Origin of the sequence: Cupriavidus sp. YR651, from assembly GCF_900101625.1 — a bacterium.
GTDB lineage: Bacteria > Pseudomonadota > Gammaproteobacteria > Burkholderiales > Burkholderiaceae > Cupriavidus.
In genome coordinates this window covers 1-23025 of the sequence record NZ_FMYZ01000021.1, presented here as the reverse complement: position 1 = coordinate 23025, position 23025 = coordinate 1, and the positions used below count along the sequence as shown (strand labels likewise).

The 23025-nt window shown below is 67.6% G+C and carries 23 protein-coding genes; 10 read left to right on the top strand and 13 right to left on the bottom strand.

The features are described 5' to 3' along the window. The first annotated feature begins 47 nt into the window (after positions 1 to 47). From BLR29_RS29700 to BLR29_RS29665, 8 genes are all read left to right on the top strand, one after another. Positions 48 to 866, top strand: coding sequence for an ABC transporter permease (locus BLR29_RS29700; RefSeq protein WP_092143038.1), 819 nt, complete (start codon positions 48 to 50; stop codon positions 864 to 866). Positions 867 to 877: 11 nt separating this feature from the next. Beyond that, complete coding sequence (locus BLR29_RS29695) at positions 878 to 1792, top strand: ABC transporter permease (protein WP_092143035.1); 915 nt, start codon at positions 878 to 880, stop codon at positions 1790 to 1792. Then, entirely contained in the window at positions 1785 to 2843 is a 1059-nt protein-coding gene (locus BLR29_RS29690) for an ABC transporter ATP-binding protein (protein WP_092143032.1), read from the top strand. Before BLR29_RS29695 ends, BLR29_RS29690 begins: the two co-directional genes overlap by 8 nt. Positions 2844 to 2863: 20 nt before the next feature. After that, positions 2864 to 3763 (top strand): phosphodiesterase, encoded by a 900-nt coding sequence (locus BLR29_RS29685; RefSeq protein ID WP_092143153.1) that lies wholly within the window; start codon positions 2864 to 2866, stop codon positions 3761 to 3763. A gap of 192 nt (positions 3764 to 3955) precedes the next feature. After that, entirely contained in the window at positions 3956 to 4651 is a 696-nt protein-coding gene (gene pepE, locus BLR29_RS29680) for a dipeptidase PepE (RefSeq protein WP_092143030.1), read from the top strand. Positions 4652 to 4950: 299 nt separating this feature from the next. Continuing rightward, the gene (locus tag BLR29_RS29675; RefSeq protein WP_092143026.1) at positions 4951 to 5586 is read left to right on the top strand and encodes a response regulator transcription factor; all 636 of its coding nucleotides are present in this window, start codon (positions 4951 to 4953) and stop codon (positions 5584 to 5586) included. An 18-nt stretch (positions 5587 to 5604) separates the two neighbouring features. Continuing rightward, positions 5605 to 7380 (top strand): ATP-binding response regulator, encoded by a 1776-nt coding sequence (locus BLR29_RS29670; RefSeq protein WP_092143023.1) that lies wholly within the window; start codon positions 5605 to 5607, stop codon positions 7378 to 7380. A 156-nt stretch (positions 7381 to 7536) separates the two neighbouring features. Further along, positions 7537 to 8997 (top strand): aldehyde dehydrogenase family protein, encoded by a 1461-nt coding sequence (locus BLR29_RS29665; RefSeq protein ID WP_092143020.1) that lies wholly within the window; start codon positions 7537 to 7539, stop codon positions 8995 to 8997. 185 nt (positions 8998 to 9182) lie between these two features. Here the strand turns inward: BLR29_RS29665 and BLR29_RS32620 are convergent, their stop codons facing one another. The 5 genes from BLR29_RS32620 to BLR29_RS29645 form a co-directional block, all read right to left on the bottom strand. Then, positions 9183 to 9350, bottom strand: a complete 168-nt coding sequence (locus tag BLR29_RS32620) for a hypothetical protein (RefSeq protein WP_176861094.1) — start codon at positions 9348 to 9350, stop codon at positions 9183 to 9185. Between the two features lie 373 nt (positions 9351 to 9723). After that, positions 9724 to 10146, bottom strand: coding sequence for a VOC family protein (locus tag BLR29_RS29660; RefSeq protein ID WP_092143017.1), 423 nt, complete (start codon positions 10144 to 10146; stop codon positions 9724 to 9726). 53 nt (positions 10147 to 10199) lie between these two features. Beyond that, positions 10200 to 11315, bottom strand: a complete 1116-nt coding sequence (locus BLR29_RS29655; protein ID WP_092143014.1) for an NADH:flavin oxidoreductase/NADH oxidase — start codon at positions 11313 to 11315, stop codon at positions 10200 to 10202. 135 nt (positions 11316 to 11450) lie between these two features. Next, complete coding sequence (locus tag BLR29_RS29650; protein ID WP_092143011.1) at positions 11451 to 12719, bottom strand: YbfB/YjiJ family MFS transporter; 1269 nt, start codon at positions 12717 to 12719, stop codon at positions 11451 to 11453. Between the two features lie 101 nt (positions 12720 to 12820). Next, entirely contained in the window at positions 12821 to 13432 is a 612-nt protein-coding gene (locus BLR29_RS29645) for a TetR/AcrR family transcriptional regulator (RefSeq protein WP_092143008.1), read from the bottom strand. A gap of 231 nt (positions 13433 to 13663) precedes the next feature. Between BLR29_RS29645 and BLR29_RS29640 the strand changes: the two genes are divergently transcribed. Continuing rightward, positions 13664 to 15082, top strand: a complete 1419-nt coding sequence (locus BLR29_RS29640; protein WP_369804738.1) for a cytochrome-c peroxidase — start codon at positions 13664 to 13666, stop codon at positions 15080 to 15082. Between the two features lie 147 nt (positions 15083 to 15229). Here the strand turns inward: BLR29_RS29640 and BLR29_RS29635 are convergent, their stop codons facing one another. Beyond that, a complete protein-coding gene (locus tag BLR29_RS29635; protein ID WP_092143005.1) occupies positions 15230 to 17632 on the bottom strand; it encodes an acylase in 2403 nt (800 codons plus the stop codon). 89 nt (positions 17633 to 17721) lie between these two features. Between BLR29_RS29635 and BLR29_RS29630 the strand changes: the two genes are divergently transcribed. After that, on the top strand, positions 17722 to 18807 hold the full coding sequence (locus tag BLR29_RS29630; RefSeq protein WP_255371507.1) for a helix-turn-helix domain-containing protein: 1086 nt from the start codon (positions 17722 to 17724) through the stop codon (positions 18805 to 18807). Positions 18808 to 18910: 103 nt separating this feature from the next. On the opposite strand, the gene BLR29_RS29625 is transcribed toward BLR29_RS29630, so the two are convergent. The 7 genes from BLR29_RS29625 to BLR29_RS29595 all read right to left on the bottom strand — a co-directional run. Next, positions 18911 to 19543 carry a CDP-alcohol phosphatidyltransferase family protein gene (locus BLR29_RS29625; RefSeq protein ID WP_092142999.1) on the bottom strand — a complete coding sequence of 211 codons (633 nt, stop codon included), beginning with the start codon at positions 19541 to 19543 and terminating at the stop codon, positions 18911 to 18913. Between the two features lie 29 nt (positions 19544 to 19572). Then, positions 19573 to 19863, bottom strand: coding sequence for a putative quinol monooxygenase (locus BLR29_RS29620; protein ID WP_092142996.1), 291 nt, complete (start codon positions 19861 to 19863; stop codon positions 19573 to 19575). A gap of 122 nt (positions 19864 to 19985) precedes the next feature. Further along, positions 19986 to 20531: a hypothetical protein gene (locus BLR29_RS29615; RefSeq protein ID WP_092142993.1), complete on the bottom strand. Its 546-nt coding sequence runs from the start codon at positions 20529 to 20531 to the stop codon at positions 19986 to 19988. A gap of 121 nt (positions 20532 to 20652) precedes the next feature. Next, entirely contained in the window at positions 20653 to 21117 is a 465-nt protein-coding gene (locus BLR29_RS29610; protein WP_092142990.1) for a DUF2127 domain-containing protein, read from the bottom strand. Between the two features lie 70 nt (positions 21118 to 21187). Continuing rightward, complete coding sequence (locus tag BLR29_RS29605) at positions 21188 to 21583, bottom strand: hypothetical protein (RefSeq protein ID WP_255371506.1); 396 nt, start codon at positions 21581 to 21583, stop codon at positions 21188 to 21190. A gap of 4 nt (positions 21584 to 21587) precedes the next feature. After that, positions 21588 to 22121, bottom strand: a complete 534-nt coding sequence (locus BLR29_RS29600; RefSeq protein WP_092142984.1) for an SRPBCC family protein — start codon at positions 22119 to 22121, stop codon at positions 21588 to 21590. Between the two features lie 157 nt (positions 22122 to 22278). Continuing rightward, positions 22279 to 23025 (bottom strand): TolC family protein (locus BLR29_RS29595; protein WP_176861093.1); only part of this gene is annotated, 747 nt, incomplete at its 5' end.

Below are 23025 nucleotides of genomic sequence, written 5' to 3'. Positions count from 1 at the left end.
GGGAAACGCCCCCTGATGACTCGATCCACCACCGCCCCGTCACTGCCATGACCAAGCGATCTCCGCCCCTGTTCCTCTTCGCCCTGCCCGCGCTGGTGGTCTTCCTCGCGTTCTTCTGCCTGCCGATGGCGCGACTGGTCGAAGTCAGCCTGACCGGCAAGGAAGGCGCGGGCGTCTACTGGACGGTGCTCACCAGCACGCGCTACCTGCACAGCCTGCTGGTCACGGTGCTGCTGTCCGCCACGGTCACGCTGGCCACGCTGGTCATTGCCGGCATCGCCGGCACGTTCCTGCAGCGCCATCCCGTGCCCGGCAAACCGGTGCTGGTGGCGATGCTCACCTTTCCCCTGGCGTTTCCCGGCGTGGTGATCGGCTTCATGGTCATCATGCTTGGGGGCCGCAACGGTCTGCTGGCGATGATCGGCGACGTGGTGGCCGGCGAGCGCTGGACCTTTGCCTACGGACTGGCCGGCCTGTTCGTCGGCTATCTGTATTTCTCGATTCCGCGCGTGATCCTGACCGTGATGGCCGCCGTCGAAAAGCTCGACACCTCGCTGGAGGAAGCCGCGCGATCGCTCGGCGCCACGCCTTGGCGCGTGGTGTGCGACGTCATGCTGCCGGCGCTGATGCCCGCCATGCTCTCCAGCGGTGCGATCTGCTTTGCCACCAGCATGGGCGCGTTCGGCACCGCCTTCACGCTGGCCACGCAGCTCGATGTGCTGCCGCTGACCATCTACAACGAATTCACCAACTACGCCAACTTCGGCACGGCCGCCGCGCTCTCGATCCTGCTGGGCGCGGTCACCTGGGCCTTGCTGGCGCTGGCGCGCTGGTATTCCGGCGACGCCGTCGCCGCCACGGCCTGAGGAGCCTGCCCATGACCTCCCCCCGTCGCCGCGCCGGCTACTGGCTGCAACTGGCGCTCACGCTCGCGGTCTGCGTCTTCATGACCGTCCCGGTGGCGCTGTCCGTGCTGGCCGGCCTGACCAACAACATCTTCGTGGGCGTGGCCAGCGGCCTGACCACGCGCTGGCTGCTGGAAGTCTGGTCGCTCTATCGCAGCACCATCTTCCTGTCGCTTGGCATCGCCATCGCATGCCTTGCCTGCACGCTTGTGATCGGCGTGCCCGCCGCCTACTACATGGCGCTGCGCCGTAACCGCGTGACGCGGCTGATCGAGGAACTGCTAATGCTGCCCGTGGCGCTGCCCGGCCTGGCCACGGCGCTCGGCCTGATCCTGCTGTACGGCACCTGGCAGGGCCTGCGCACGAGCTGGGTGTTCATCCTGATCGGCCATGTGCTGTTCACCTTGCCGTTCATGGTGCGATCCGTGCTGGCGATCCTGGCCGCCATCGACATCCGCACGCTGGAGGATGCCGCCGCCAGCCTGGGCGCCACGCGCTTGCAGCGGTTCTTCACCGTGGTCCTGCCCAACTGCCGCCAGGGCATCCTGGCCGGCGCGCTGATGGTGGTCACGCTGTCGGTCGGCGAGTTCAACCTGACCTGGATGCTGCACACGCCGACCACCCAAACCCTGCCTGTGGGCCTGGCCGACAGCTACGCATCGATGCGGCTGGAGATCGGCTCCGCGTACACCATCGTCTTCTTCGTGATGATCATTCCGCTGCTGATGCTGATGCAGGCGCTCTCCGCGATGGGCGCCCGCGCGCGGCGGCACGTTGCGGAGCCGGACGTGGCCGCGCCATCCGCCGCGTCGTCGAGACTCATCTCCCCCGCTACCCCGGCAGCCGCTCCCGCGACGCCCAACCCCGCCGAGACCCGCCATGCATGAGCCCACCACCATCCGCCTGCGCCAGTGCGCGAAGACCTTCGCGGACGGCACGCTGGCCCTCCAGCCGCTGGACCTGGATATCGGCGCGGGCGAAACCCTCGTCCTGCTGGGGCCGTCCGGTTGTGGCAAGACCACCACGCTGCGCATCATTGCCGGGCTCGAACAGCCGGATGCCGGCGGCGAGGTTTGGTTTGGCGATACCCGCGTGACCGAGCAGCCGATCGAGGCGCGCGGCGTGGGCATGGTGTTCCAGAACTACGCGCTGTTCCCCAACATGACCGTGGCCGAGAACATCGGCTATGGCCTGCGCGTGCGGCGCGTGGACGCCCCCGCGCGCCGGCGCCGCGTCGACGACATGCTGGCGATGATGCATCTGGGGCCGCTTGCCGACCGCCGCGTCGACCAGCTCTCCGGCGGCCAGCGCCAGCGCGTGGCACTCGCCCGCGCCATCGCCGTGCAGCCGCGCGTGCTGCTGCTGGATGAGCCGCTGACCGCGTTGGACGCCAAGCTGCGCGATGCCCTGCGTGCCGACATCAACCAGTTGCTGCGCAGCCTGCATATCACCGCCGTCTACGTGACGCACGACCAGGCGGAAGCGATGGCGCTGGGCGACCGCATCATCGTCATGGACCGCGGCCGCATCGCGCAGTCCGGCACGCCGCAGGAGATCTATCGCGCGCCGGCCAACGCGTTCGTCGCCGATTTCATCGGCACGATGAACCACCTGCCGGCCACCGCCGAAGCGGGACTCTGGCGCGTGCCCGGTGGCACGGTGCCGATGGGTCCGCCCACGGAGACGCCCGTGACGCCCGAAGCGCGCCTGATGTTTCGCCCCGAGGACGTCGCGCTGGTGCACGCCGACAACGCCCACGTCGAGGGCACCGTCGTCACGGCGCTGTTCCTGGGCAACCATACGCGGGTGCTCGTCGATGTGGGTGCCGCCGCACCGCTGATCGTCGACACCGCTCGCCGCGATGGATGGCAGCCCGGCGAACGCGTGGGCCTGCGCATCGACACCGGCCACCTGATCACCCTGCCGCAAGCCGCATGACCACCGCCGCATCTTCCGCAATGTCCACGTCCTCCACCTTGCCATCCTCGTCCGCCACGTCCGCGCTGCCGCCGGCGGCCGGCGCGCCGTATCTCGTCGCCCAGCTCACGGACCTGCATATCAAGGCCGGCGGCAAGCGCTCGTATCGGCTGGTGGATACGGCCGGGGCGCTGCATCGCGCCATCGACACGCTGCTGGCGGCGCCCCAGCAGCCGGACACGGTGATCATCACCGGCGACCTGGTCGACTTCGGCAGCGAGCACGAGTACCGCTTCCTGCGCGACATCCTGCAGCGCCTGCCGATGCCCATCAGGCTGCTGCCGGGTAACCACGACCATCGCACATCGCTGCGCCGAGTCTTCGCCGATCACGACTATCTGTTCGCCAACGGCGACGGGGAGATGCCGATCCACTACGCCGTGGACGCGGGCCCGCTGCGGCTGGTGGCCCTCGATTGCACGGTGCCCGGCCAGCCGGGTGGACGCGTGGAGGCCGACGGGCTGGCGTGGCTCGACGCCACGCTCGCCGCCGCGTCCGCGCGACCGACGCTGGTCATGCTGCACCACCCACCGTTTCACACCGGCATCGGCCACATGGATCAGCAGGGGCTGGAGAATGCCGCCGCGCTGGAAGCCGTGATCGCGCGCCATCCGCAGGTGGAACGTGTGGTGTGCGGGCACCTCCACCGCCATATCATCCGGCGCTTCGGCGGCACCATCGCCATGACGGCGCCGGGCCCCGCGCATCAGGTGGCGCTGGACCTCGACCCGCAAGCGGTGTCGCGCTTTCGCATGGAGCCCCCCGGTTTCCTGCTGCACTGGTGGCATCCGGTGCATGGCCTCGTCACCCACGCGGCGGCCAGCGGCGACTACGGTCCGCTGCATCCCTTTTACGATGCAGACGGGCGGCTGATCGATTAGGAGGCGCAACGGGCCGTGGCCCGATTGAAGCGAACGGGAACGCTCGGGGGACAAATCAGCGCTGCCAGAAAGGATGGCGACCATCGGGCCCGCGCGAGTTGTCATGCGCCTGTCACCTTGGGTACCATCACCGGCTTACCCAATTCCCCGGACCGCTGTTCCGCATGACGGAACGGCAGCGATTCCCTCGACATGGACCTCCTTCTTCTCAGCAACTCCACCTCCGACGACGGCTATCTCGTCCATGCGGCCGACGCCATTACCGAACTGGCCGATGGACAAACCGAGGCGCTCTTCGTGCCGTTTGCCGGTGTCACGCGCGACTGGGACGAATACGCCGCGCAGGTGCGCGAGGCCTTCGCCCCACTGGGGATCGCCATCCGGTCGTTGCATGAAGAGAAAGACGCACTCGCCGCGGTCAACGCCGCCAGGCTGATCTTGGTCGGCGGCGGGAATACCTTCCGGCTGCTGCAGGTGCTGCGCCAGCAAGGGCTGCTGGCACCGATGGCCGCGCGGGTGCGCAGCGGCGCGGCGCGCTATATCGGCTGGAGCGCGGGCTCCAACCTGGCCACGCCGACCATCCGCACCACCAACGACATGCCGGTGGTGGACCCGGGCGGCTTCGATGCGCTGGGGCTGGTGCCGTTCCAGATCAATCCGCACTATTTCAACGTGCTGGTGCCCGGATTCCGGGGAGAGACGCGAGACCAGCGGCTGGCGGAGTTCACCACGATGTCGCCGGCCACGCCGGTGCTGGGGCTGCCCGAGGGGGACTGGGTCCGGGTGTCGGACGATCGCTACACCCTGCATGGCGCCCATGCGGCGCGCTGGTTCCTGGGCACGCAGACCTGGGACGTCACGGCCGGGGCGCTGTCCCTGCCTGCCTGACCGGCGCCTCGTGACCGCTGCAGTCAGGATGCCGCCCGCCGGGCGCGGCGGCATTCGCTGCATTTGCTTTTTGTGCTGTTAAAAAAATACCCACAGCCGGGTGGAGTGGGTATTCAAAGTGGTATGGACAAGTCGCGGAATTCGTCCACGCCGCCATCGTGGCACCCGTTTCGGAAAGCACCAATAATCTTTCCGGACTACCCCGCACGAATGAGCAACGCCCTGCATAGGTGCATGGACAAGCACGTCAGAATCGAGTCCAATCGTTCACTCCGCCCCCTGCGCCCCCGCGCCCACCTATGCCGCGTGCCCGACTCCTGCTGATCGACGACCACACCCTGTTTCGCACCGGGCTGAAGCTGCTGCTGGCGGACAGCCCCAGCGTGGCGTCGATCATCGAAGCCGGCTCGGTCATGGAGGCCGCGCAGCAACATGGCGACAAGGAAGTCGACATCCTGCTGCTCGATATCCAGATGCCGGGGCTTAACGGCATCGAGGGCGTCAGGGTCCTGCGCCGGCACTTTGCCACCGCGAAGATCCTGATCGTCTCCGGCACCTCCGGGCCGGACGCGATCCCCGCCGAGGCGCGCAAGGACATCGCCGGCTTCCTGCCAAAGTCCGCCGATGCACGCGAAATCGAGGAAGCCATCGCCTGCTGCCTGGCCGGCGGCACCCATTTCACGGCCGATGGCAACTGCGATGGCACGGCGCCGTCGCCGGCCTATCAACCCAGCCAACTCACGGCGCGCCAGCTGGAGGTATTGAGTCAGCTGAACCTGGGCCGCTCCAACAAGGTCATCGCGTATCACCTTGGTTTGTCGGAAAACACCGTGCGCGTGCACGTGGCCGCCATCCTCGATCATCTCGGCGTGGTCAGCCGCGTGGAGGCGATCCTGGAAGCCCAGCGTCGCGGGCTGGTGCAGGCACAGCGCTAACCGCATCCCGGCGATCGCATGACGCTCGCTCTGCTGCCTCGCTACGACGAGCCGCGCCTGCTGACGGCGCAGATGGAGCTGATCGACCAGAGCTTTGGCATTGCCATGCTCGGCTGCTCGCTCGCGGCATTGATCCTGGCCTCCGGGCTGGCCATCACCGGTGGGCATCCCGGCGCCCTGCCGTGGGCCGCGACGATGGTCGTGGCCTGCGCCATCGCCCACTTTGGCCGGCTGGCCGTGCCGGACCGGCTCACCGAAGCGCGCTCCGGCCGGTACGCGCGCGCCATGACCGCGATGCTGGTCCTGATCGGCAGCCTGTGGGGGCTGGTCGCCTGGCTGTACCTCGACATCCGCTCACCCGCCGTGGTGATCTGCGTGCTGTCCCTGATCGCCGGCATGAGCGCGGCCGCGCTGGCGGTGTTCTCGGCCTGCCTGCCGGTGGCGGTCGGCTTCTTCGTGCCGGCCATCGTCCCCGTCTGGATCGTCTTCCTGGCCACCGGCGATATCGCCTACCTGCCGATGTTCCTCGGCACCCCGCTCTACCTGGTGGTGCTGATGATCTTCGCGCGCAACTACGCGCGCGTGGCGCGGCATGCCATCGCGCTGCGCTTTGAAAACCTGGAGCTGATCTCGCAACTGCGCGATCAGACCGCGCGCGCCGGCCAGGCCCAGCGGCAGGCGGAGGAAGCCAACCGTGCCAAGTCGGTGTTCCTGGCATCGGCCAGCCATGACCTGCGCCAGCCGCTGCACGCGTTGGGGCTCTTTGTGGTTTCACTGAGCCGGACCACGCTGGACGCCCACCAGCGCCAGTTGCTGACCCATATCGAAGCGTCATCGGGCGCGGCACGCGAAATGCTGAACACGCTGCTCGATTTCTCCAAGCTGGAAGCCGGCGTGGTCACCCCGCGCCCGCGTCCGTTCCGGCTGCAGCCGCTCTTGCACAAACTGGAAAACGAGTTCGCGCCGCAGGCCAATGCGCGCGGCCTGGTCTATCGCACGCGCGATACCACCGCCACGCTGTTCGGCGACCCCTCGCTGGTGGAGCTGATCCTGCGCAACCTGATCGCCAACGCCATCCGCTACACGCGCGCCGGCGGGGTCCTGGTGGCCTGCCGGCCGCGACGCTTCCACGTGTCCGTGGAGGTCTGGGATACGGGCATCGGCATTCCGCCCGCGCAGCACCGCGACATCTTCCGGGAATTCCACCAGCTCGGGAATCCGGAGCGCGATCAGCGCAAGGGGCTGGGCCTGGGGCTGGCCATCGTCGAAGGTCTGGCGCGCACGATGCAGACGCGCGTGATGCTGGCCTCCACGCCGGACCGGGGATCGGTCTTCCGCCTGCGCCTGCCGCTGGCCTGGACGGCGCCCGAGGAGGCCGCCGATCCGCAGGTCGCCATGCGGCTGGACGGCCTGCGCGTGCTGGTGATCGATGACGACGCGGCCATCCGCGAAGCCATGGCAGGCCTGCTGGCCATCTGGAATTGCCCGTGTCGGACCGCCGAGAACGAGGACGAGGCGCTGGCCCGGCTGGACGATTTCTCGCCAGACCTGATCCTGGCCGACTACCGGCTGCGCGGCCATCGCACGGGACACGAGGCGATTGCGGCGATCCGCGGTCGCGTTGGCCGCCGCTTGCCGGCCATCATCATTACCGGCGACACCGCCGCCGACCGCCTGCGCAACGCGCACGCCGACGGCACCGCGTTGCTCCACAAGCCCGTGGTGCCGGGCGAGCTTCATACCGCCATCAGCACGCTGATGCGCGAGTCTGAATGGAGCCGGGCCGAACAATAAGGTCGGGCCACATTCATGCGCTGGACGTATGAATGGATCATTCCTATTAATTGGACTTAGGGTAGGCCCACGCCCACACTGCAAGACAAAGCGGGCCTGATCTACCGGCCAACGCTCACGTCATCCCGATCATGACTTTGCAGCGAGGAGCCTTCCATGACCCCGTCGACCCCCTCCACCCGCGATCTGCCCCGGCATGACCTGCTGATCGACGGCAAGCGGCTGCCCCCCGGCGGTGGCGAATACTCCACCGACATCAATCCCGCCACCGAAGACGCCATCGCGCTGGTTGCCCAGGGCAACGCGTCGGACGTGGATCTGGCCGTGCAGGCCGCCCGCGCCGCGCTGAAAGTCTGGAACGCCATGCGCGCGGCGGACCGGGGCCGCATCCTGTATCGCTTTGCCGACCTGCTGGAAGCCCACGCGGAAGAACTGGTGGCGCTGGAAAGCCTGGACGCCGGCAAGCCCCTGGCCGCCGTGCGCCGGCAGGACATGCCCGCCGTGATCGATACGGTGCGCTATTACGCAGGCTGGTGCGACAAGATCAACGGTCAGGTGGTGCCCACCCGGCCCGATGCGCTGACGTATACGGTGCGCGAGCCCGTGGGCGTGGTGGCGGCCATCGTGCCGTGGAATTTCCCGCTGATGATCGGCATGTGGAAGATCGCGCCGGCGCTGGCCTGTGGCTGCACGCTGATCGTCAAGCCGGCGGAAATCACGCCGCTGACCATGCTGCGCGTGGGCGAACTGGCGCTGGAGGCCGGGGTGCCATCCGGCGTGTTCAATGTGGTGACCGGCAAGGGCAGCGTGGTGGGCAACGCGCTGGTGGCGCACCCTGGCATCGACAAGGTCACGTTCACCGGGTCTCCCGGTGTGGGGCGCGGCATCATGCAGGGCGCCGCGGCCAACTTCAAGCGCGTGACGCTGGAGCTGGGCGGCAAATCCGCCAACCTGATCTTTGCCGATGCGAACGTGGACGCCGCCACGCGCGCGGCGGCATCGGGCATCTTCTTCAATGCGGGCCAGGTCTGCTCGGCGGGATCGCGCATCCTGGCGCAACGGCAGGTGTATGACGAAGTGGTGGAACGGCTGGCGTCACGTGCCAGGGCCATTCGCGTCGGCGACCCGTCGGCGCCGGACACGACGATGGGCCCGGTGGTTTCCGCCGCGCAAATGAAGACCGTGCTGGACTATGTGGAGATTGGCAAGCGCGAAGGCGCCAGCGCGGTGACGGGCGGCGCGCGTATCGGCGAGCGCGGCTTCTATGTGGAGCCCACCGTGTTCGCCAACGTCGAGCACGAAATGCGCATCTCTCAGGAAGAAATCTTCGGCCCGGTGGCCAGCGTGATTCCGTTCGACGACGAAGCGGATGCCGTGCGCATCGCCAACGGCACTGCGTTCAGCCTGGCCGCGGGCGTATGGAGCGCGGACATCGCACGCGTGCACAAGGTGGCGGGCGAACTGCGCGCGGGCACGGTGTGGATCAATACCTATGGCTACACGGACGTGCGCCTGCCGTGGGGCGGCTCGGGAGATTCGGGCCTCGGGCGCGAGCACGGCGATGCCGCGATCGAGAACTTCACGGAACCAAAAGCGATCTGGCTGTCGCTGCGATAGGGTTGCCGGGAGGGGTTGGCCGAAAGGATTGGCCGAGACAGGTTGCGCAGGCGGCAGCGCCGGCGCGACAGCGCAGGACAGGTACGGTGGCTTGCAAGGGCCACCGTATTTTTTTGAGTCTCGCAGTAGGCCGAAGCGGTTATCCGGCCGGGATCCGCCCAACCGTCACGACTCGGTCAGCAACGTCAGCCGATCATGCGCATCGGCAACAGCGCGTAGACGACCGTCAGCAACCCGACAATCGCCGGGGAGCCGTATTTCAGGGCCGCGCTCTGCGATTGCACACCCAGGTAGGCGTACATGCAGATAAGCATCATGGCGCAAACAAAGACGAGGCCGTCATAGACTTGCATGGATGTCTCCCAGAGTTCGTTCTACGACTACTTCTGTGATGGCGGGCTGGCTCAGTGGGGCGCCCGCGGTACTGCCCAACGCAATCTATTGAGGCCATGGTCGCGCGGGTGCCTGCGCGCGGCAATCATGGAAATCCCTTCGTTTTTGATAGTTCGAGCATGCTGCGATGCCGCAGCGGTGGCGTGTTCATCACGCCCGCGGACCGCCTTGCGCGGCCCGGAAAGTCAAGCTGGAAATACAAGGCGGGCGGATGCCAGCGGCGATGCCGCAGCGCGGGAAATCCAGCGTATCGCGCATGGCGGCTGGAGCCGGGACCTGGTTCGATCCCGGCCGGATACTGTGGCGTAACTGCCGTGGCGCAGCTCGCGGAGCTCAGTCCGCCGGCAGCAGTTGCGGGTTCCAGGCCACTTCCCAGACGTGCTGGTCGGGGTCCTGGAAATAGCCGGCGTATCCGCCCCAGAAGGTGTCGTGCGCCGGCTTGACGATGGTGGCGCCGGCCGCCAGCGCACGGGCCATGGCTTCGTCCACTTCCTCCCGCGACCGCACGTTATGGCCAAGCGACAGGTCCGTCGGCGCGGGTGGCGACACCTGCAGCCCGGTGTCGTGAGCCAGGCTCGCACGCGGCCACACCGCCAGCTTCAACCCCTCTTGCAGGTCGAAGAACGCCACCGCTCCGTGCTCGAATTCCTTGCCGATAATGCCTTTCGACGGGAACCCGAGTCCATCCCGATAGAAGCGGTACGCGCGCTCCAGATCATCGACGCCCAGGGTAATCATCGTCACGCGCGGTTTCATGGTGTCTCCTCTTTCTGTGCGCTCTTTATGCGCTCTCAGTGCGCACGCGGCGCTCAGCGCTGGCCGAAGTGCGCGTCCTTGAACAGGTCCGCCAATCCGCGTGGCTGCGATCGCCAGTACTGCTTCGGCGCGCTGACGCTTGCGCCCAGCGTGGCGGCCGCGTGCCACGGCCAGCGCGGGTCGTACAGCATGGCACGCGCAATCGAAATCACGTCCGCCTCGTTGTTGGCGATGATCGCCTCGGCCTGCTCCGGTTCCGTGATCAGGCCCACGGCAATCGTCGGCAGCCCCACCTCCGCCTTCACGCGCTGCGCGTACGGCACCTGGTAGCCGGGGCCGAGCTTGATGGCCTGCTGCGGCGACACGCCGCCGGTACTCACATGCACCGCCGCGCAGCCCCGCGCCTTCAATGCGTGGGATAGCGCGATCGTGCCTTCGATGTCCCAGCCGTTGGGCACCCAGTCGGTGGCGGACACGCGCATCCACACCGGCTTGTCGGACGGGAACGCCTCACGCACCGCGTCGAAGACTTCAAGCGGAAAACGCATGCGGTTTTCCAGGCTGCCACCGTACTCGTCCGTGCGGTGATTGGCCAGCGGCGACAGGAACTGGTGCAGCAGATAGCCATGCGCGCCATGCACCTCGATGCCTTCCAGCCCGAGTCGCGCCGCGCGCTTCGCGGCAGCCACGAAGTCATCGCGGATCTTCTTCATGCCGGCCTTGTCGAGTGCCGTCGGCGGGACTTCACCCTCCGCGTGCGGCACCGCCGACGGGGCCACCGTTTGCCAGCCATGCGGGGCGTCCGGGCGAATCTGCGAGCCGCCTTCCCACGGCGCATGGCTCGATGCCTTGCGCCCCGCATGTGCCAACTGGATCGTCAGCGCGATCGGCGAATGCATGCGCACGGCATCCAGCACGCGACGCAGCGCGGCCTCGTTGGCATCGTTGTACAGGCCGAGGTCGGCCGGTGTGATACGGGCTTCCGGCGATACCGCGGTCGCCTCGAGAATCAGCATGCCCGCCCCCGACAATGCCAGATGGCCGAGGTGAATCATGTGCCAGTCCGTGGCCGAGCCCTCTTCCGCCGAGTACTGGCACATCGGCGCAATGGCGATGCGATTGGCCAGTTCGAGATTGCCGATCTTGTAGGGATCAAAGAGATGAGGCATGAAGCATTCCTGTTGAAACGTCATGGCACGCGGTGGCCGAAATCGACGCCCGCGTGGCCGAAAAATGTCTCCGGCGATTGTAGGGGCTGCTGAAAAACCATGCTGACCCTGTGCGCGACATGGGATAGCAAGGGGTCAGGCCACCTCGGCCACCTCAGCCACATCGGCCACCCTGGCCGGCGCCTTGCGGACCACGACATCCGCCACCAGGGCCAGCCCCAGCGCCACCGCCCCGCACGTAAAGATCAACGCGTAGTTCTCGTGCATCCGCGAGAAGAGGTACGAGTAGCCATAGCCCGCCAGCATCTGGAACAGCGCAAACGCCGTGGTGGCCCGGCTCCACGCCGCGCGCTGCGCCGTAGGATCGTGCGGCAGCATTTCCTGCACGCGGCCCAGCACCAGCGGCACGATGCCCGGCGTGAAGGCCCCCAGCACGATGGTCGCCACCACCAGCGCCACCGTGCTGCCCGACATCGCCAGCAGCAACACCGCCAGCCCCTGCAACAGCAGCGCCAGCCGGTACCCATTGCGGAAGCCGATGCGATCGCCCATGAAGCCGCTCAGCAGCGGCCCCACGATGGCGGCCACGCCATAGAGCACCCAGTAGCCCGCGCCCACCGATGCGCCCTGCCCCAGGCCGCGCGCGACATAGTCGACCAGCAGCACCATCGCCGGCACCAGCCCGAGCGCGTTGGCGGCGTACTGCGCGTACAGCACGCGCAGCGCGGACTTGTGCGTGTGCAGCGCGTGGTCCGCGGCGTGATGCCCGGCCGCCGTGGCGGGCGGCAATCCCGCGGGCGCATCGCCCGGCGGCCAGCCGAACCAGCTGAGCGACGTCAGCAGCAGGGCCACCGCGCCCAGCCCGATCCACGTCTCGCGCAGGCCCAGCTTCAGCAGCTCCGGCACCAGCGTGCCCGACGCCGCAATGCCCAGCCCGAGCCCCAGGAAGATCATGCCGCTGACAAACCCGCGCCGTGCCGGGGCGATATGCGGCAGGATCGCCGTGGCCACCAGCACCATGATCGCGCCGCCCGACAGCCCCGACAGGAAGCGCCAGCCGAAGAACCAGCTGACCGACACCGGGAACGCGCAGGCAAAGAAGGCGATGGTGGCGATGACCATCAGCCAGCGCAATGCATGGCGATTCGACAACCGCGCGGCCAGCGGCCGGCCCAGCAGCGCGCCGGCCAGATAGCCCGCGAAATTGGCGGCGCCCAGCGTCACCACGTCAGAGGCGCTGAACCAGTGCGCCTGGATCAGCGGCGGAATCAGCGGCGTATAGGCAAAGCGTGCCAGGCCGATGGCGACAAGGCTGGCGCACAGCCCGGCCAGCGCGGCATACATCGCGCGGGCATCGAGTGTGGCGTCGGAGGGCGGTGCCGAAGTGGCGGCATCGTGAGACATGTGAGGACTCCTGAGGACGAGCGTGGCCACCACGCAGCGGCAGCTGCGCGTCGGCAGGGAAATTTCAATCGGGAAAGCGAGCGCGCCGGCGGCGCGGCGCGTCAGTGAGGCGGTGTTGGCGGCGTTGACCTCAGGCCCAGCATCGCCAGTGTCGGCCGTACGGAAGCCTCCAGCGTGGCGCGGTCCGCCATCAGGCGCGATAGCACCCGCAAGCCGACCTGCACGGTCAGCAACATGGCCGACACATCGGCGGGATCGTGCGACGCGGCCACCGTGCCCGCGGCCTGCGCGGCGCGCACGGTCCGCTCGAAGAAGGCGCGCAGCGTGGCCAGTTCATCGGCCACCACGCGCCGGAGTTCCGGATCCTCCTGCGAGGCATCCAGCGCGGCGTTGATCAGCATGCAGCCACGATGCCGGGGATCGCTCGTCGCACGCTCCACGCTTTCGGCGAAGAACACCACCAGCGCCTGATCGGGCGGCAGCGTGGATTCCATCCGCGCAATGCGTTCGCGCAGCGTGCGGTTCAGGTAGTCGTCCAGCGCCAGCAGGAACAAGGAGCGCTTGTCGCCAAACGCGTTGTAGAGGCTGGGCTGCGTCAGTCCCATCGCCTGGGTCAGCTCGCGCGTGGACGTGGCCTGGTAACCCTTGGCCCAGAAGGCATCCTGCGCAGCGGCGAGCGCCGCATCGGCATCGAATTGTCGTGGTCTTGCCATCCTCAACCTGTTTTGTATCGTTCAGTACGGAATGGATTATAGAGCGGACGATACAAAACGCAAGGCCGGCTTCGGATGGCGTGGAAAAGCGATGCGGCAGGCGCCCGGGGTCGCACTCAGGCGGCCCTTTGATCGCTCGCAAACCCCTTGATGCGAACGGTTCGTATTATCCGGCTCTTCCATCAAATCGATGCCAGTGGCGGAACCGCCCTCGCTGGCCGCAGAACGCCGATGAGCCAAGTCACTCCAGCCGCCCAAAGCAGACGCCGCACGTGGCGTCCGTGCACGATGGTCGCCACCATGACGCTGACATGGCTGCTCGCGGCCTGCGGCGGCGAAGACACGGAAAACGATGCCGCACCAGCCGGCGACAAGCTCTCGGCCATGGCCTATGTCGGCCGGCAGATCTTCGCCGACACGGCGCTGTCGGCCTCTGGCCAGCAATCCTGCGCCACCTGCCACGTTCCCAGCCGCGCCTATGCCGCCGACGACGGCCTGGCCGTGCCGCTCGGCGGGCCTCGCATGGATCTGCCCGGCCTGCGCAACGCGCCGTCGCTTGCATACGCGCAGTTCACGCCGCCCTTCCGCTTCGACCCTGACGGCACGCCGGTCGGCGGCTTCCATCGCGACGGCCGCTCCCTGTCGCTGGCCGATCAGGCCGAAAAGCCCTTCCTGACCCCATTCGAAATGGCCAATGCATCGGCCGACGACGTGCTGTCGCGCCTGCTGACGCGGCCCTACCTTGGCGAATTCATGGCCGTGTTCGGGCCGGACGCCATACGGGACGGCACCACGGCGCTGCGCCATATCGGGCAGGCGCTGGCGCAGTACGAAGTGGAAGACCCTTCCTTCCATTCCTTCTCCAGCAAATTCGACGCCTACCTCGGCGGCCGCGCCACGCTGGACGCACGCGAGCTCAACGGGCTGGCCTTGTTCAACAACCCCGACAAAGGCAATTGCCTCGCCTGTCACGTCAGCACGCCGGATGGCAACACGCCCGCGCTGTTTACCGACTTCACCTACGACAACGTCGGCCTGCCGCGCAACTGGCGGATTGCCGCCAATGTCGACGGCAACACGCTCGACTATGTGCCGCGCAATGGCGCGCCGCTGGGCGAGCCCTGGCATGACTACTTCGACCTCGGCCTGTGCGGCCCGCTGCGGACCGACCTCGCCACGCAGACGGAACTGTGCGGCGCCTTCAAGGTGCCGACGCTGCGCAATATCGCGCTGACCGCGCCCTATTTCCACAATGGCGTGTTCGACACCCTCGAGGAATCCGTGGCGTGGTACGTCACGCGCGATACCCTGCCCGCGCGCTGGTACGTCAAGGCGGACGGCACGCCGGACATCCCCTACAACGACCTGCCGGTCATGTACGACGCCAGCGTCAATGTGGCGGAAGTCCCCTACATCCCCGCGATGGCGCCCACCCTGACGAACAGCGAGATCGCTGACGTCGTGCGCTTCCTGTGCACGTTGACCGACGGCTTCGATCCCGCCAATCCGGCCGCCTATCCGATGCCACCGCAGTGCGCGTCGACCGAGGCCAGCGTGGCGGCCACGCTCGCCGGCCCCGCGCGCCACGTCGCGCATCAAGTCAGCATCCACGGCGCATCGACGCAAAGGGATGGCAATGATGGAAAGTGAAATGAAGCGGCGCCCGATGGTCACCGACTGAAAGGCTCCCGACGGGCATAGGCCCGAGCGCCGCGCGGATCGACGTCGCGCAAAGAAAAAAGGCCGTCCGGCGCAAGCGCGTCGGACGGCCTTGTCATGCCGGCAACCCCAAGCGGGTTACTGGCTCAGCTTCGCCACGGTCAGCCTGGGGTCCGCCGCGATGGCCTGCTCCGAGAACGGCAGCGAGATCCAGCGCTTGGCCGAGAACTGCTGCATCTGGTCCCACGCGTGCGGCGAGGCCGGATCGATCGACTGGCCGTACACCAGCAGCGCCTGCGCCACCGGGCCGTTGTCGTCGAAGCCCACGGTCTGCACGTAGCTGGTGCCGAAGTAGACCTGCATGCCATCGGCCGAGACCGGCTTGCTTTGCAGCTTGTTCAGCACGCCCTCGTACTCCTCCCCGCCATGCAGCGGGATGCGGCCGTTCGGCGACTTCGCGGCCTGGACCTCGCCCAGCGGCGCGTCCAGCGCAAAGCCGGCCTTGTGCATGGCCTGCACCGCGTCTTTCAGCGCCTTGAACACCGCCGCATTGACCTTCGCATCCTGCATATGCAGGCCGCGCGGCGTGTTGACCGGATCGGCGGGATTGAAGGCGACGGCGTAGATGTTCGGGATCGTATGGGCACGCATCCAGAACTCGCGGAACAGCGGCGCGGCACGGCTTTCCAGGTTGCTGCGGCGGTCCCACTTGCGCAGCGCCGCGCAACCATCGCGCAGATCCCCGTCGGCCAGCACGGCCTTGTCGCCACAGGCACGCAGCAGGTCGTCGAGCACCAGCTCAGAGGCCAGGTTGCGATCGCGGAACAGCACCGCCTGCAGGCTCTCCACATCGAACCGGTTCCCCGGCAGGCCATCCACGCCTGACAGGCGCTTGCCGATCTCCATCAGGCCCACGCGGGTGCGCAGCCGCTGCGGCACCGCCTGCGGCCCCAGCACCGGCGAGAAGCCTTCAAGCTTCTGCGCGGGGTTGGTCAGCCACGAACTGTCGTTGCTGTTGGCCACGAAGTCGTCGCGAATCAGCACTGGCATGGCCGACGGCGGCACCAGCCCCGGCACCGGCGACGCCGCATCGACGGTCCAGTTGCACTCCCCGCGCGAGCCGTCCAGCAGCACCATGCCCGTACCGATCATCAGCTTCTTGGCCAGCACCGCACCATCGCCGGCCGGCGCGCACTGGCCCAGCATGGCAGTGGAGACATTCGGCGTCACCGACACGTCGGCGAACATCGCGCGGCCCGTGCGATCCGTGGCAATGGTGTTGACCCACGGAATGCCGAGGTTGCCGATGGCGTCGCGAATCTCGCCGACGTTCGTCGCACGGGCGATATTCAGCCACGTGTCGATCGACCGCGTGTTGTTCCGGTTGGCATCGCGCAGCGTGTAAGCCTTCTGCGCCGTCCACGGCAGCCCGGCGGCCGGCATCGACAGCACCGGACCGTATTCGGTCATGTAGAACGTATGGGTGCGCGACTCCGTCCGCCCATCCGCCAGCCGCGCTGTGTAGCGGACCGTCTTCGTGGTCATCTTGCGCGGCTTGCCGTCGATCAGGTAGGTCGTCGGGTCACCCTCGGCCAGTTTCAGCTCGAACAGCGTGAAGCGGCGCGCGGTGGACACCGTGTGGGTCCACGCCACGTCCTTGTTGAACCCGATGCTGATGATCGGGAACGAGGCGATCGACGCGCCCATCACGTCCATCTTGCCCGGCACGGTCAGATGCGCTTCGAAGAAGCGGTTGGTCGTGGTCCAGGGGAAGTGCGGGTTGCCGAGCAGCAGCCCCTTGCCATTGGCCGTGGCCGACTTGCCGAAGGCCCAGCCGTTGCTGCCGATGGGCGGGTCGAGCAGTTGCAGGTCACGATTGACCGCATCGAAATCGATGGCGGCGACATCCAGCGTTGCGGGCACGGCGGCGGCCTTCGCAGCGGCCGGAGGCGCCGCGGCCACGATGCCGGCCGCGAGCGCGCCTGCGCTGGCCTGGATGCCTTTCTCCTCCGCCAGGCGGGCCATGTCCAGCGCGGTGATCGGGCGCACCCACGCCGCGTTGCGGCAGGCGGCCGGGCGCTGCGACGGCGGGGTATCGCGCAGGTAGCGGTTGTAGCCGGCGATGTAGCCCCGCAGCAGTTCCCGGGCTTCGGGCGATTGATTCGATACGCTGGCCTGGATCGCATCGTCGTCGATGATCGCGCGGAAGAACGCATCGGCGTCGCTGTTGCGGAGGCGCTTGAAGGAGACCTCCGTGGTCTCGTCCGCCCCGAACGTCGCGGAGCGCTCGCCGCTCACGGTCACGACCTGGTCCGCCATCAGACAGACGTTCTCCTGCGCATAGGCGTAGGCCATGCCGAACGCGACGCCGGCATAGTCGTTGGCGCGAATATGCGGAATACCGAAGGACGTGCGCCGGATTTCGGCGGACAGGCCTTGCTCGCTCCAGTTGCCACCCCCGGTTGCGCAGCCTGCCATGGCCGCGGCCGCCAGCGCGGCGGTGCCGAGCACGGTTGCGCCTCGCGCGATGCGTTGCTTCATCTGTCTCTCTCCTGTTGTACGTATTCTTGTTGGGCGCAGGGGCGTCGCCACCCCTTGTCGCTGCTGGCAATGGTCGGGTAAATCGGGGTATGACAGATAGCGGGAATCCCGCCAGAATTGGCGTCATTCCCGCCACGCCCCTACGCCACTACCCCGCGCGCATGCCCACTGCCTACCTGCTCTGCTACCCGTCCAGCGCCATTTCCACGCTCGCGGTGGCGGCCGACACGCTGGCCATCGCCAACACGCTGGCCTCCATGCAGACGCGCAGGCGTGGCGGCGCAACGCCGTTTCAGTGGCAACTGGTCGCCGCCGAGCCGGAGCGCTGGCATGCGGCGGCGGAGGTCATGCGGACGAAGGTCTCGGGGCTACGGGCGCTGGCCGAAGCGGATGGCGACAGCCTGGTGGTCATCGCGCCGCCGCTGTTCGATCACATCGCCGGGCTGGAACTGCTGCTGTCAAAGATCGGCAGCGAACGTGCCGCCCTTGCGGCCGCTGCTGCCAATGGCGCGCTGCTGGTGGCGCCCTTCACGGCCGTGGCGTTACTGGTCGGGATGACGCTGCCCGGACCGTGGCGCATGGCGGTGCCGTGGCTGATCGCCAACTGGATGCGGGCGGCGGAGCCCGCGCGCCGGCTGCCGGCCGACCAGGCAATCGTCCGCAGCGGCAACCTGCTCAGCGCACGCGCGATGGACCAGGTGCATGCGCTGATGCAGCAGGCCGTGGCCCAGACGGCCGGCAACGCGCTGGCGCGCACCGTCGGCAACACCCTGCTGGACCAGCCCGAGCGCGGCGCGGCGCTGAAGGTATGGCTGAAACACGGCGATCCGCCGCGCGAAAGCGTGGTGCTGCGCGCACGCCGGTACTTGCAGCAACATCTGGCCGAACCCTACGACCTGGCGCGGCTGGCGGCGGTGGCAGCCACCAGCGAGCGCACCTTGCTGCGCCATTTCCTGAAATCGGTGGGGATGTCGCCGCTGCAGTTCCTGCACCAGCTTCGCGCCGAGCGCGCGTGCCATTTGCTGGAAGTCACCACGCTGAGCCTGACGGCGATTGCCGAGCAATGCGGCTATCAGGACATGTCGGCATTCCGCACACTGGTGCGCAAGCACACGGGGCTGCCGCCCGGCGCACACAGGCGCGCGCATTCCGTACGCGCCGAGTTGCGCGCCTGAGCACGAAATCGGGCGCGAACGAAGCACGAAATGAAGTGGGAAATGAAGCGGGAAATGAAGGGGGAAATGGCACCCGGACCTCGGGGGAGAGGACCGGGACCAATCAGAACTTGGGAATGCGCAGCGTCTTGCTGATCATCAGCGAGCCCGACAGCACGAACAGCAGCGCCATCGGATGCAGCGTGGCGGCGCCGATGGACCATGCGCCGCCGTACAGCGCGTCGCCGATGCGACCCTCCACCGCACACCACGCCAGGATGCCGGTCAGCACCACGCTGGTCGGGATCGGCGTGCCTTCGAAATACTTCACCTTGCCGCTGTCTTCCGCCAGCGTCTCCGCCGTGACGTTGAAGCGCGCCAGACGGCTGACACCGCAGCAGACGAAGTAGATCAGCGCCGCGAGGTCCCAGCCGCCGCGCATGCCGGCGGCAAACGCGAGCGTCGCGGGACCCACGCCAAACGAGATCACGTCAGACAGCGAATCGAGCTCCCGCCCCAGCGCCGAGTGGGCATGCCGCCAGCGAGCGATGCGACCGTCGAGTACATCGAAGATAAAGGCGGCCGGCGCCAGCGCGGCCGCGATGTAGAAGTGTCTGAGCGAGGGCTCCGCCACGAAGTACATGGCAAAGAATACCGAGCCCATGCCGCACGCCGCGTTGGCCAACGTAAAGAAGTCGGCCAGCTGCAGATCGCGCAGCATCGAGAAATGCCGGGGGCGCTCCCGGGGCGTCGACATGCGACGGCTCCTTTGGCGGCGGGCGCCGCTCAGAGCACCGTGTTGACGTGGTGGACCTGCGGCGGCGCCGAGAAGCAGTCGCCCACGAGCTTGCGCCAGGTCTGGAAGTCATCGGATTCGCGGAAGTGGACCATGTGGTCTTCCACGGTCTCCCAGGCCACCACCAGCGTGTAGTGCGACGGCTCCTCGATCCAGCGCTGCAGGTTCATGGCGTGGCAGCCACGCGAGCGCAGGAACAGCGGTTTGGCCTGGGCCACGCCGGCTTCGAACTGTGCCTCCATGCCGGGCTTGATCGTGATCTGGGCGATTTCATGAATCATGGTGGTCTCTTGTCTGTTCAGGTTGGACGAACCGCAAAGCGGCGTGCCGTCTACCTTAGCAGATTTGCCTGCGAACGGCGCATGTGGGGGACCACCGCCCCTCATGCGCCGTGCGCGTCGTGTCAGGCATTGGCACCGTCCAGGTACGGGTCGATCGTGCGACCCGGCGTACCGGATACGCCGCGCGTATCCATGCCGGCGAGCATGCGGGCACCGTCAGTAAACGTATCGAGCTTGCGGGCGGGGTCGGACGAAACGCCGGTGCGGTCGAGGCCTGCGACGGTGCGGGCACCGTCGGTGAACACATCGACGATCCGGGCGGGGTCGGACGAAACGCCGGTGCGGTCGAGACCTGCAATGGTGCGGGCGCCGTCAGTGAACACATCGACCATCCGGGCTGGGTCGGACGACACTCCCGTGCGGTCGAGACCTGCGAGGGTGCGGGAACCATCGGTAAAGGCATCAACCTTTCCCGCGCGTGCGCCGTCCGTGAACGGATCGCGCATGTCCTTGCGCGCGCCATCGGTGAAGGGGTCCGTCGTGCGGAAGTTGTAGCCGTACTTGTCGCCGGTGAAAGTGCTGTCGCGCGGGCCCTGTGCGTGGGCGGCGGTGATGGCGGCGAGCGAGGCGGCAACCACGAGAAGGGTCTTGGCAAGGGTGCGGGTCATGGCGAGTCTCCTGATGCAGGTGGTGGTGGAACAACGCGAGAGAATTTCCCGTTGGTCGCCACGCCCTGCCCGCCCTTACAGCATTTCTTTCCCCGACTCGTATTTATTTTTCAGTGGCGCATCATCCACTGACCTTGTGCCGGGCCAGCCCTTGCAACAGGTAGATCACCACCAGCGTATTGGCGACGGCCAGCCCCACGTGCAGCCAGTTCGGGTGGCGGATCGCCTCATACAGTTCGACGGGGATATAGATGCCGCCGGACCACACCCCGATCCAGTTGCCCCAGGCGCGACCCCGCCACAGTCCATAGGCTTCCGCGAAGCGCATCAATGCGTACACGGCCGCCGACCCGCCGATGGCCCACAGGCGGCCATCGGTCGGATGCGCCAGCAGTGACAGGAAAATGGTCGGATACCGGCTGGCCGGGTTGATATGGAAGCGGCTGACGATGGCCTCGGCCAGCGCCTGCGCATCGCGATGCAGCAGCGCAACCAGGCCGATGCCTGCCAGGATGACCAACGCGCCCTTGGCGGCCTCGAACAGGGCGATCGATTTCAGGCCCAGCTGGGTGCTGGCTTGTGCCATGACGGGAATCCGGGAAGTCGGCGAAGTCGCCATTGTGCAACATCGCCGGCGCCACCTCCCGTCCCGCGTTTCAGCGCTGCCGCTCCACCATCGGACCGGCGGCGTCGATGCCACCGCCCGCTTCGATGGGGCCATCCACGGTAATCGGACCATCGACGTGAAGATCGCCGTGCACGACCATCGAACCGTGTACCGTCAGGGGCCCATGGAACACCTTGAGCAGCGACCTCTCCGGAGGGCGCGGATAGCCGCGCCCCGGCGACGCAAACCACGCGGCGGTCACCGGCCCCTGGGCATAGACGCTGCCATCCACGCTCAGCGTGCCGTGGACCGTGACCGGCCCCTTGACGTGGGCCGAGCCGCCCACCGCGATCGAACCGGTGGTCGATGGCTGTGCATTCGCCGATGGCGGCAGCGCCGCACCCAGCAGCGCGCAAGTCATGGCGATGAGGATTCTGGATGTCATGGTGTTAGGTTCCTCCTTCCAGCCTGGCCTTGAGGCGCCGTACCGCCTCCGCCGATTCACTGTCCACGCGCTGGCGCAGCGCCACCCAGTTCAGCAACGAAAACAGCAGCGTGGGAGCCCGATAGGTGAACTCGCGTTCGAATCGCGTACCCTGCCCGTCCGGCGTCAGGGTGTAGACCACGGTGCCGGCGGCCCGGCCGTCGATTTCGCCTTCGATCGCCCACGCGCGCGGCGCCTGCCGGTTCGCGACGGTCCAGACCACGGTGCCCTCGCGTCCGGCCACACGGAACGCTTCGGTCACGCGTTCGCCAGGACGCAGCGAGTGGTCCGTGGCGCCCGTGACGCCCAGTGAGGAGGGATGCCAGAGTGGCCAGTTGGCCGGCGTGGAAACGTAGTCGAAGACGACCGCCGGCGGGCGGTCAATCGTGACTTCGCTATGGATGCGGGTGAGCGGTTGCCAGGGCAGTGGCACGAACAATGCCGCGACGATCACGACGATCGCCACCAGCACACGAAACAATCCCGGGCGAGAGGTCATGGCACAGACGCTCCGTTGCGCCGGCCTCGAAAAGAAAACTGGCGCGATGTATCCAGTGTAGTGCTCCGGATACATCGCGCCAGCCCTGCCCGCAAGGGGCTTACGACTTGTTACGGCTTTGTGGGTCGCGCCGCGTCGGGCGCGACCTTGCGCTCGCTCAGTTGGCAGCCTTCTTCGCAGCGCCCGCGTCGTTGACCGCCACCGCTTCCGGCAACGGCCCCCAGCCACCGCCGAGGCTGCGCACCAGCGACACCGTCGCCGCGGCACGCAGGCCCGCCACAGCGTTCGCGTCGCGCTGCGACTGCAGCACGGTGCGATCGGCATCGATCACGGTCAGGTAGTCGACCGCGCCGGCGTCGTAGCGGCTGCGCGAGGTGCGTTGCGCACGCTTTGCGCCCGCCAGTGCGCTGTCCAGCGCCGCGCCCTGCTGGCTCAGCCAGCGCACATCGGCCAGGCTGTCCTCGACTTCGCGGAAGGCCACCAGCACGGTCTGCCGGTAGCGCGCCACGCTTTCCTCGTGCGCCGCACGCGCGCCCACGAGGTTCGAGCTGTTGCGGCCGCCGTCGAACACCGTCTGCGCGATCGTCGACCCCACCAGCGGCCCGAGCATCCACGTGCGCGACGACCACTTGAACAGGTTCGACAGATCCGCCGATTCGAAGCCCAGCAGCGCCGTCAGCGAGATGCGCGGGAAGAACGCTGCCTTGGCGATGCCGATGCGCGCATTGGCGGCGGCCATCTGCCGCTCCGCCGCCGCGATATCGGGACGACGTTCGAGCAGTTCCGACGGCAGGCCCGGCGGCACGGCCACCGGCGCCGTATCGAACGGCCGCGCGGCCAGCGAGAACTGGGCCGGCGGCACGCCGGTCAGCACCGCCAGCGCATGCTCCTGATTGGCGCGGCG

Bases quoted from the DNA above. Each gene is read 5' to 3' on its own strand.
- BLR29_RS29700 (WP_092143038.1), top strand. From the start codon at position 48: ATGACCAAGCGATCTCCGCCCCTGTTCCTCTTCGCCCTGCCCGCGCTG.
- BLR29_RS29695 (WP_092143035.1), top strand. From the start codon at position 878: ATGACCTCCCCCCGTCGCCGCGCCGGCTACTGGCTGCAACTGGCGCTC.
- BLR29_RS29690 (WP_092143032.1), top strand. From the start codon at position 1,785: ATGCATGAGCCCACCACCATCCGCCTGCGCCAGTGCGCGAAGACCTTC.
- BLR29_RS29685 (WP_092143153.1), top strand. From the start codon at position 2,864: ATGTCCACGTCCTCCACCTTGCCATCCTCGTCCGCCACGTCCGCGCTG.
- pepE (WP_092143030.1), top strand. From the start codon at position 3,956: ATGGACCTCCTTCTTCTCAGCAACTCCACCTCCGACGACGGCTATCTC.
- BLR29_RS29675 (WP_092143026.1), top strand. From the start codon at position 4,951: ATGCCGCGTGCCCGACTCCTGCTGATCGACGACCACACCCTGTTTCGC.
- BLR29_RS29670 (WP_092143023.1), top strand. From the start codon at position 5,605: ATGACGCTCGCTCTGCTGCCTCGCTACGACGAGCCGCGCCTGCTGACG.
- BLR29_RS29665 (WP_092143020.1), top strand. From the start codon at position 7,537: ATGACCCCGTCGACCCCCTCCACCCGCGATCTGCCCCGGCATGACCTG.
- BLR29_RS32620 (WP_176861094.1), bottom strand. From the start codon at position 9,350: ATGCAAGTCTATGACGGCCTCGTCTTTGTTTGCGCCATGATGCTTATC.
- BLR29_RS29660 (WP_092143017.1), bottom strand. From the start codon at position 10,146: ATGAAACCGCGCGTGACGATGATTACCCTGGGCGTCGATGATCTGGAG.
- BLR29_RS29655 (WP_092143014.1), bottom strand. From the start codon at position 11,315: ATGCCTCATCTCTTTGATCCCTACAAGATCGGCAATCTCGAACTGGCC.
- BLR29_RS29650 (WP_092143011.1), bottom strand. From the start codon at position 12,719: ATGTCTCACGATGCCGCCACTTCGGCACCGCCCTCCGACGCCACACTC.
- BLR29_RS29645 (WP_092143008.1), bottom strand. From the start codon at position 13,432: ATGGCAAGACCACGACAATTCGATGCCGATGCGGCGCTCGCCGCTGCG.
- BLR29_RS29640 (WP_369804738.1), top strand. From the start codon at position 13,664: ATGAGCCAAGTCACTCCAGCCGCCCAAAGCAGACGCCGCACGTGGCGT.
- BLR29_RS29635 (WP_092143005.1), bottom strand. From the start codon at position 17,632: ATGAAGCAACGCATCGCGCGAGGCGCAACCGTGCTCGGCACCGCCGCG.
- BLR29_RS29630 (WP_255371507.1), top strand. From the start codon at position 17,722: ATGACAGATAGCGGGAATCCCGCCAGAATTGGCGTCATTCCCGCCACG.
- BLR29_RS29625 (WP_092142999.1), bottom strand. From the start codon at position 19,543: ATGTCGACGCCCCGGGAGCGCCCCCGGCATTTCTCGATGCTGCGCGAT.
- BLR29_RS29620 (WP_092142996.1), bottom strand. From the start codon at position 19,863: ATGATTCATGAAATCGCCCAGATCACGATCAAGCCCGGCATGGAGGCA.
- BLR29_RS29615 (WP_092142993.1), bottom strand. From the start codon at position 20,531: ATGACCCGCACCCTTGCCAAGACCCTTCTCGTGGTTGCCGCCTCGCTC.
- BLR29_RS29610 (WP_092142990.1), bottom strand. From the start codon at position 21,117: ATGGCACAAGCCAGCACCCAGCTGGGCCTGAAATCGATCGCCCTGTTC.
- BLR29_RS29605 (WP_255371506.1), bottom strand. From the start codon at position 21,583: ATGACATCCAGAATCCTCATCGCCATGACTTGCGCGCTGCTGGGTGCG.
- BLR29_RS29600 (WP_092142984.1), bottom strand. From the start codon at position 22,121: ATGACCTCTCGCCCGGGATTGTTTCGTGTGCTGGTGGCGATCGTCGTG.